General features: G+C 69.4%; 8 protein-coding genes and 1 pseudogene. 5 read left to right on the forward strand and 4 right to left on the reverse strand.

Annotation, left to right across the window (positions count from 1 at the left end):
* Positions 1-185 precede the first annotated feature (185 nt).
* Complete coding sequence (locus H0U68_RS20460) at positions 186-410, reverse strand: hypothetical protein (protein ID WP_296358747.1); 225 nt, start codon at positions 408-410, stop codon at positions 186-188.
* A 92-nt stretch (positions 411-502) separates the two neighbouring features.
* A complete protein-coding gene (locus tag H0U68_RS20465; RefSeq protein ID WP_296358748.1) occupies positions 503-1,849 on the reverse strand; it encodes an aminotransferase class III-fold pyridoxal phosphate-dependent enzyme in 1,347 nt (448 codons plus the stop codon).
* A gap of 129 nt (positions 1,850-1,978) precedes the next feature.
* On the opposite strand from H0U68_RS20465, the gene gcvA reads away from it, so the two are divergent.
* Positions 1,979-2,929, forward strand: a complete 951-nt coding sequence (gene gcvA, locus H0U68_RS20470; RefSeq protein ID WP_296358749.1) for a transcriptional regulator GcvA — start codon at positions 1,979-1,981, stop codon at positions 2,927-2,929.
* A gap of 33 nt (positions 2,930-2,962) precedes the next feature.
* Positions 2,963-3,229, forward strand: a complete 267-nt coding sequence (locus H0U68_RS20475; protein ID WP_296358750.1) for a DUF2277 domain-containing protein — start codon at positions 2,963-2,965, stop codon at positions 3,227-3,229.
* Positions 3,230-3,236: 7 nt separating this feature from the next.
* Here the strand turns inward: H0U68_RS20475 and H0U68_RS20480 are convergent, their stop codons facing one another.
* A complete protein-coding gene (locus H0U68_RS20480) occupies positions 3,237-4,025 on the reverse strand; it encodes a PPK2 family polyphosphate kinase (protein ID WP_296358751.1) in 789 nt (262 codons plus the stop codon).
* A 289-nt stretch (positions 4,026-4,314) separates the two neighbouring features.
* Between H0U68_RS20480 and H0U68_RS20485 the strand changes: the two are divergent.
* A pseudogene (locus tag H0U68_RS20485) lies at positions 4,315-5,335 on the forward strand (PLP-dependent aminotransferase family protein).
* Positions 5,336-5,444: 109 nt separating this feature from the next.
* Here H0U68_RS20485 and H0U68_RS20490 read toward each other — a convergent pair.
* On the reverse strand, positions 5,445-6,482 hold the full coding sequence (locus H0U68_RS20490; RefSeq protein ID WP_296358752.1) for an RNA methyltransferase: 1,038 nt from the start codon (positions 6,480-6,482) through the stop codon (positions 5,445-5,447).
* Between the two features lie 69 nt (positions 6,483-6,551).
* On the opposite strand from H0U68_RS20490, the gene H0U68_RS20495 reads away from it, so the two are divergent.
* On the forward strand, positions 6,552-7,460 hold the full coding sequence (locus tag H0U68_RS20495; protein WP_296358753.1) for an LOG family protein: 909 nt from the start codon (positions 6,552-6,554) through the stop codon (positions 7,458-7,460).
* A 410-nt stretch (positions 7,461-7,870) separates the two neighbouring features.
* A partial coding sequence (locus H0U68_RS20500; RefSeq protein WP_296358754.1) for an AMP-binding protein occupies positions 7,871-8,156 on the forward strand: 286 nt, incomplete at its 3' end.

Raw genomic sequence — 8,156 nt, forward strand, 5'->3', positions numbered from 1 at the left:
CAACCCCAAACCATTCATCTGGACAGCCAGTGCTTCGGACATCCTGGCCAAGGTCACCAGAGCCAAGGCTGCATTGGCTGCGATCTCACGATAAGTACAGAACAGAGGCGCGCACCACACTAGCTGCCACCACCCACGGCCAGCCTGCTGCTGGCGCAGCTGGGCTGGGTGGCAATGCCTGAAGCTCAGGCGGCGATGGCGTCGGCCATGGCGGTTGTGGTGCTCACGCGCGGCGCGCGCAGGGCCTCCAGCGGGGGAGGGCCCATCATGAGGGCCGTTTTTTGGTAGCCATGGACGCGCACGGCGCCGCGCAGCTCCCATTCGTCGGTGCCGAGCGCGGTAGCCCATGCATTGAAATCGATGGGGGGCGCCGGGGCGTGCGTCGGAGAGGAAATGGGAATTTGTAGCATTCAGCGAGTATGCGGATCGCTGCGGAACGCCATGTCGGACGATCACGATGCCATACGTCGGCGGCCCGCGACGCTGCACGTAATGCCGCGCTTCAGCATGCGACTTCCATCACCGTCAGCGCCGCATCCAGCGCCTCGAATCCCTCGTCGAGCTCAGCCTTGGTGATGACCAACGGCGGCGTGACGATCACCACGTTGTAGCGGCCATAGGCATGCACGCCGCGGCGCAGCAGCTCGCCGTAGAACGCCTTCATGGGCGCCGAGCCGCCCGGGTGGTGCCATTCGACCAGCGGCTCGCGGCTGGCGCGGTCGCGCACCAGCTCCAGCCCGAACATCGCGCCCAGGCCGCGCACATCGCCCACGCTGCGGTGGCGCGCCTGCAGCTCGCCCAGGCCCTGGCGCAGCCAGCCTTCGATCTCGCGGGCGCGCTCGAACAGGCCTTCCTCGATGTACACCTTCAGCGCCGCCAGGCCGCCGGCCACCGCCAGCACGTGGCCGGCATGGGTGTGGCCGACGTCGAACAATTCGGTGTCGAAATGGCGTGCGATGCCCTCGCGCACCAGCACGCCGCCCAGCGGCGTGTAGGAGGAACTGGCGCCCTTGGCGAACGACAGCAGGTCGGGTGCCACGCCAAGGCGGTTGGCCGCGAAGGCGGCGCCGGTGCGCCCGAAGCCCGTCATGACCTCGTCGAACACCAGCAGGATGCGGTGCGCATCGCACAGGGCGCGCACGCCCTCCAGGTAGCCGGCCGGATAGACCACCAGCCCACTGGAGCCGGTGACCGGCTCCAACACGATGGCGGCGACGTTGCCGGCGCCTTCGTGCGAGACGACGCGCCGCAGGTGGTCCAGCGCGCGTTCCGTCTCCTCGGTGTCGTTTGCCGCGTGGAACGGGCTGCGGTAAGGGTAGGGCGCGAAGAACTTCACCATGCCGGGCAGCGCCGGGAAGGGGTCGCGCCAGCGATCCACGCCGGTCATGGAGCTCGCGCCGATGGTGCCGCCGTGGTAGCTGCGGTAGGCGGTGAGCACCTTGGGCCGGCGCGTCACCAGGCGCGCGATCTTCACGGCGTCGTCGTTGGCCTCGGCGCCGCCGCAGGCATAGTGCACGCGGCTGCCCTCGGCCCAGGGCGCGACGCCGGACAGCAGCTCGGCGTACTCGGCGCGCACGTCGTTGAAATAGCCCGACGCCACCCAGCACATGCGCTCGGCCTGCGCCTGGATTGCCTGCACCACCTTCGGATGCCCGTGTCCGAGCGACACGGCGACGTAGCCGCTGGTGAGATCCAGGTAGCGCTTGCCCTGCGCGTCGTAGAAATGGCAGCCCTTGGCATGGGTGACCACCGGCGGGTTGAGGCCGCCCTGGACGGCCCAGGGCACCAGCACCTTGTGGTAGCCCGGGGACAGGCCGGTGCCGGCCTGGGCGTGGATCTGCAGGTCCATGGAAAGATGCTCCTGGTGGTTGGCTCGATGGCGTTGAGCCTGGTGGATGGGATGCTGCCAAGAATAGGGAGCGCGCGTCGCCGGCACAAACCAATACTTTGGCTGCTGAGATGCAATACGATTGCACCTATGCTTCGCCTGCCGCCCCTCGCCGCCGTGCGCGCCTTCGAGGCCGCCGCCCGCCACGCCAGTTTTTCCCGCGCCGGCGAAGAGCTGTGCGTGTCGCCCGGCGCGGTGGGCCACCAGGTGCGGCAGCTGGAGGACTGGCTGGGCGTGATGCTGTTCGCGCGCGGCCCGCGCTCGGTCGCGCTGACGGAAGCGGGGCGGCGCTACTTCGGCGAAGTGCGCGAGCTGCTGCAGGAGCTGGAGCGCGCCTCGCTGGCGCTGAAGGACCATGGCGCCTCCGACGAGGTCACCGTTACCGCCATGCCCTCGTTCGTCACGCGCTGGCTGATGCCGCGGCTGGGGAGCTTTCGCGAACAGCATCCGGCGGTGGAGGTGCGCCTGCTGGCGTCGGTGCCGCCGGTGGACTTCGCCGCCGAGCGCGTCGACGTGGCGATCCGCCTGGGCACCGGCCCCTACGCCGGGCTGGAGGCCGCGCCGCTGCTGCGCGAAACCTACTGGCCGGTGTGTTCGCCGGCCATGGCGCGGCGGCTGCGCGCGCCGCGCGACCTGCTGGCCCAGACCCTGCTGCACGACGAACACGAGCCGCGCATTCCCGAGCAGGTGGACTGGCCGCGCTGGTTCGCCGCGCAAGAAGCGGCGCACAAAGCGGCCCGACAGGTCGCGCATCCGCCGGCGGCGCTGCGCCAGGGCTTACGCTTCTCGCATAGCTATCTCACGCTGGACGCCGCGGCGGCCGGGCAGGGCGTGGCGGTGGCCTCGGATGTGCTGGCGGCCGACGCGGTGCGCCAGGGCCTGCTGGCGGTGGCGCCCGGCACCGGCGTGCGCGGCCCCTACCGCTACTGGCTGCTGACCACGCGTGCCGCGGCGGCGCGCCCGCAGGTTGGCGCTTTTTGCGACTGGCTGCGGGCGCAGGCGCGGGCATTTGCCCGAACCGGGCGGGCGCTGGCCACCTGAGCCGGTGCGTCCAGCGTTATCCTCATTCCCGTCATGTGCCGCAACATCCGAACCCTGTTCAACTTCGAGCCTCCGGCCACCGAGCTGGAGATCCGCGACGCGTCGCTGCAATTCGTGCGCAAGCTCAGCGGCTTCAGCGTGCCGTCAAAAGCGAACGAGGCGGCGTTCGACCAGGCTGTGCAGGAGATCGCCGCGTCGGCGCGCACGCTGATCGCGGCGCTGGTCACGGCGTCCGAACCGCGCAACCGCGAGGAAGAGGCCGCCAAGGCCAAGGCCCGCTCGGCGGCGCGCTTCGGCTGAGGCTGCGCTACTCCACCCGCAGGCCCTGCAGCGTCGGGTCGTCCGGGTAGCGCAGGTCAAGCCCGCGCAATGCATCGCGCAGCGCCAGCGCGATCATCAGGTTGCGGTGCGTCTTGGAATCCGCCGGCACCACCGTCCAGGGCGCGCCCGCGGTCGAGGTGGCTCCGATCGCCTGCGAATAGGCCTGCTGGTAGGCGTCCCATTGGCGGCGCACGTCGAGGTCGCCGCGCTGGAATTTGTAGCGCTTGTCGGGGTCGTCCAGCCGCTGCTGCAAGCGCTCGCGCTGCTCGTCCTTGGAAATGTGCAGCATGAACTTCAGGACCACCGTGCCGGTCTCGGTCAGCATGCGCTCGAAGTCGTTGATCTGCGCGAAACGGCGCTGCTGCTCGTTGGCGTCGATGCCGCGGCCGACCACGGGAACCAGCACGTCCTCGTAGTGGCTGCGGTTGAAAGCGACGATCTCGCCCGTGCCGGGAACCTGCTGGTGGATGCGCCAGAGGAAGTCGTGCGCGCGCTCGGCCTCGCTCGGCGCTTTCCAGGCAACGGTGCGCACGCCGATCGGGCTCATGCGGCCGAACACGGCGCGCAGCGTGCCGTCCTTGCCGCTGGTGTCCAGGCCCTGCAGCACCACCAGCAGCTTGTAGCGGCGGTCGGCATAGAGCAGGTCCTGCAGCGCATCCAGCTCCTGCGCGAGCCGCTCCACCTGGGCGCGGTCTTCCTGCTTGTCGCCGCAGGAGAAGGGCTTGGCGCCGGGGTCCAGCGCGGCCAGGCTGAACGTCGGGTCCGGGGCCTGCATCCGCCATGGCGCCCAGGCAGTCGCGGTGGTTTTTGTCTTTGCTTTCGCCTTGTTCATCACCAAGTCTAGTAGGACCGCGCCGCTACGCCGCACCTAGAATGGAAAAATGGACCTCCCGACACATTCGCACTTCGCCGCGCGCATGGCGAACGTGCAGCCTTCGGCCATCCACGAGCTGCTGGCGCTGGGCGCCGATCCGCGCATCATTTCGTTCGGCGGCGGCTATCCCAGCGCGGAGCTGTTCCCCACCGAGCAACTGGCTGCCGTCTACCACGCGGCCATCGCCGGCATGGGGCAGGCGACGCTGCAGTACACCGTGTCCAACGGCATTCCGGAGCTGCGCCGCAAGGTCGCCGCGAGGATGGCGGGCGAGGGCGTGGCGTGCGGCCCCGACCGCGTGCTCATCACGCAGGGCGCGCAGCAGGGGTTGGACCTGGTCGCCAAGATGTTCGTCGACCCGGGCGACCTGGTCGTCACCGAAAGCCCCACCTTCTTGGGCGCACTGATCGCATTCAACCCGTACCAGCCGCGCTACCTCGGCATTCCGATGGACGGCGATGGCATGGACATGGACGCACTGGAGGCCGCGCTGAAGTCGCGGCAACCAGCGCGTCAAGTTCCTCTACACGGTGCCCGATTTCCACAACCCGACCGGCGTGACGATGAGCCTGGCGCGCCGCAGGAAACTGCTGGCGCTGGCCGCGCAGTTCGACTTCCTGGTGCTGGAGGATTCGCCGTACCGCGACATCCGCTACACCGGCGAACCGATCCCCACACTGGCCAGCCTGGACACCGAAGGCCGGGTGATCTACCTGGGCAGCTTCTCCAAGATCCTGGCGCCGGGCCTGCGCCTGGGCTGGCTCGCGGCATCGGAGCCGCTCATCGACAGGCTGGGGCTGCTGAAGCTGGCGGCCGACACGCAGTGCAGCACGCTGAACATGTCGGCGGTTTCCACCTTCCTGGACACCTTCGATCTCGAGACGCACATCGGCAACATCCGGCGCACCTATCTGCGCAAGAAGAACCTGATGCTGGGCGCCATGCGCGAGCACTTTCCCGCCAACGTGCGCTTCACCGATCCCGATGGCGGCCTGTTCACCTGGGTGACGTTCCCGCAGGGTTTCGACACGGCGGACTTCATGCGCGACCACGCTGTGCCGCAAGGGCGCGTGGCCTATGTGCCCGGCGGAACGTTCTTCCCGGGCGCGCAGGAGAAGAACCACGCGCGGTTCAGCTATTCCACGCCGTCGGACGAGGCCATCGGCCAGGGCATCGCCACGCTGGGGCGGCTGCTGAAGGCGCACGCCTGAGGCGCGGCGAGCGCCACGCAAACCGTTCGGGCTGAGCTTGTCGAAGCCTGCCCTGAGCCTGTCGAACGGCCCTTCGACAGGCTCAGGGCGAACGGCGCGGAGGTTGCCGTCAACTGCGGACGGACACCCGAAACCTCGGGTCGCCCGCGGCTTCGCGGGCGCGCACGCGCAGCTGGCCGCAGCCGCCTTCCACGTCCTGGCCCGCCGACTGCCTCAGCTTGGTGAGGATGCCGCGGCGGTGCAGGGTGCGGGCGATCTCGGCGGTGCGCTCCGATGTCGGCCGGCGGAAATCGATCCCGTCCACGGCGTTGAAGGGGATCATGTTCAGCACGCCGTACTTGCCCGACAGCAGTCGCACGATGCCTTCGATCTCGTCGTCGCCGTCGTTTACGCCTTCCAGCAGCGTCCACTGGTACTGGATGGGGTAGCCGGTGGCGCGGGCATAGCGCTCGCCGGCCTCCACCAGCTCCTCGGGCGCCATGCGCGGCGCGCGCGGCAGCAGCTGTTCGCGCAAGGCCGGCTTGCTGGTGTGCAGGGACAGCGCCAGCGCCGGCTTCACCGGGCTTTGCGGCAGGCGCTCGAACACGCGCGGGTCGCCGACGGTGGAGAACACCAGGTTCTTGTGGCCGATGTTGCCGGCCGTGCCCAGCAGCGCGATGGCGTCCATCACGTTGTCCAGGTTGTGCGCCGGCTCGCCCATGCCCATGAAAACCACCTTCTTCACCGGCCGCCGCGCGCGCGCCAGCGCCACCTGGGCCACCATCTCGGCGCTGCCCAGCTGGCGCATCAGGCCGTCGCGCCCGGTCATGCAGAACCGGCAGCCGACGGCGCAGCCCACCTGCGAGGAGATGCACAGGCCGTCGCGCGGCAGCAGCACGCTTTCCACGGTCTGGCCGTCGGCCAGCGCCACCAGCAGCCGCTCGGAGCCGTCCGCGCCCGGGTGCACCGAGTGGATGCGCGCCAATGCGGCCAGCCCGGCCTCGATGGCCGGCAGCGCGGCCAGCAGGTTCGCCGGCAGGAAGTCGCCGATGCGCCGCTTGCCCGCGTCCATGGGCAGGGCCTGCGACCACAGGCGCAGGATGCGGCGCTCGTGGGTCGGGCCCGCGCCGGCGGCGCGCAGGCGCTGGGTCAGATCGTGGATGCGCATGTGCCAATGGTAGTGGCTCAGTAGCGGCCCGCGATGGCCTACAGTCCATGCTCGGAAACTGGGGAAGACATGCACAGACTGGTTCTCGCAGGCGCCGCGGCCTGCGCTCTCGCCGCCTGCACGGGCATTCCGGCATCGCCCGGCGCCGGCGCTGGTGCCCAGCAGATCGGGCTGCATTTTTCCTGCACGACCTCGCCCGCCGTCGCCAACGCCTCCTACGTCGGCCGCTATGCCGGCATGGAGAACGCCATCCCGGCGCTGGATGCGGCGCGCGACATCCACTGCGCCGATGCGTTCAAGGCCGGCAAGCATCCGCGCGGCTTCGTCACGCTGTTCGGCAGTTCGCGCATCGCGAAGGACAACCGCGCGTGCGACGCTGCAGGCCGGTGCGACGAGACGCCGCGCGAGAACGACAGCATCTTCGCCGCCGTGCGCGAGTTCGCGCTCCTGTGGACCGCGAAGCACGGGCGCAGGCTTCCCATCCTGACCGGCGCCGGCCCGGGCCTCATGGAAGCGGCCAACGAAGGCGCGCAAGCCGCCGGCGGCCCGAGCATCGGGTACACCACCTACTACGACCGGCCGGCCGCTCCCGCCCAGGCCAGCGCGGAGCGGCCGTACGGCGGCGATCCTTCCAAGGCCTTCAACCCCTACGTGTCCGACGGCCTGATCTTCACCAGCGTGGTGCAGCGCGAAGCCGCGATGATCCGCCACGCGGCCGCCGTCGTGATCGCGCCGGGCGGAACCGGCACCGAATGGGAGATCTACCAAGTGATCGAGACCATCAAAAGCGGGCAGCAGGCGCCGGTGCCGGTCTACTTCCTGGGTGACCGCGCCACGGTGTGGCGGTCGCTGGACGCGCGGCTGAAGGACCTGGTTGCCCGGCGGGTGGTGCGCGCGGAGGAACTCGCGTTCCTGCGTTTCGCGGCGACCCCCGCCGAACTGCTTGAGCGGCTCGCCAGCGACCTGGGCCTGCCTTAGCGCGAACGCGTCAGCCGGCGACGCGCCCGGCACGGATCCTGCCTCGCAATTTGAACCAATCTTTGCAAGCTGCACCACCGCAACCGATGGGCTGAATGCGGGGCTTGTGGTTTCATAAGCAAGTGACGTTCGCGATTAGCCGCGAACGAAAATCCCGAAGAAACAAGCGAGTACCCGCGCATTTGAATTTAGAGAACCTTGGTGCTAGGGAAAACCCCGTTGTTCGGGAACGGGCCCTCGGAAAAAGTCCACCTCTTCACGCCGCCGGCCGGGACCCGATCCCTCCATTTGCCGGCAGGCTGCTGCCATCCCGGTGAGTTCTCCCCACTATCCTTTTCCATTTTTTGTTGGCGTGTCCCGCGCCATGGCGCCGGACCGCGCCGTGGTTGCGCACGCGCGAGAGGTCATCCTTGAAGAAAGCTCCGGTAGCGCAGATGCACAGCCTGGTGGCGGCGCTGGAACAGCGCGCGCGCGAAGACGGCGGCCAACCGGCGTTCACCTGGCTGGAGCAGGGTGAGCGCGCCGGCGCGCGGCTGAGCTTCACGCAGCTGGACGCGCAGGCGCGGGCCATCGGCGCGCAGCTGCAGGCGGTGTGCGCGGCGGGCGACCGCGTGCTGCTGGCGTACCCGCCGGGGCTGGAGTACGTGGCGGCCTTCTTCGGCTGCCTGTACGCCGGGCTGATCGCCGTTCCTGCCC

The organism is Ramlibacter sp., from assembly GCF_013697775.1.
Classification (GTDB): Bacteria; Pseudomonadota; Gammaproteobacteria; order Burkholderiales; family Burkholderiaceae_C; genus Ramlibacter.

Coding starts and splice junctions, on each gene's coding strand:
- H0U68_RS20460 (WP_296358747.1), bottom strand. CDS start 410: ATGCTACAAATTCCCATTTCCTCTCCGACGCACGCCCCGGCGCCCCCC.
- H0U68_RS20465 (WP_296358748.1), bottom strand. CDS start 1,849: ATGGACCTGCAGATCCACGCCCAGGCCGGCACCGGCCTGTCCCCGGGC.
- gcvA (WP_296358749.1), top strand. CDS start 1,979: ATGCTTCGCCTGCCGCCCCTCGCCGCCGTGCGCGCCTTCGAGGCCGCC.
- H0U68_RS20475 (WP_296358750.1), top strand. CDS start 2,963: ATGTGCCGCAACATCCGAACCCTGTTCAACTTCGAGCCTCCGGCCACC.
- H0U68_RS20480 (WP_296358751.1), bottom strand. CDS start 4,025: ATGCAGGCCCCGGACCCGACGTTCAGCCTGGCCGCGCTGGACCCCGGC.
- H0U68_RS20490 (WP_296358752.1), bottom strand. CDS start 6,482: ATGCGCATCCACGATCTGACCCAGCGCCTGCGCGCCGCCGGCGCGGGC.
- H0U68_RS20495 (WP_296358753.1), top strand. CDS start 6,552: ATGCACAGACTGGTTCTCGCAGGCGCCGCGGCCTGCGCTCTCGCCGCC.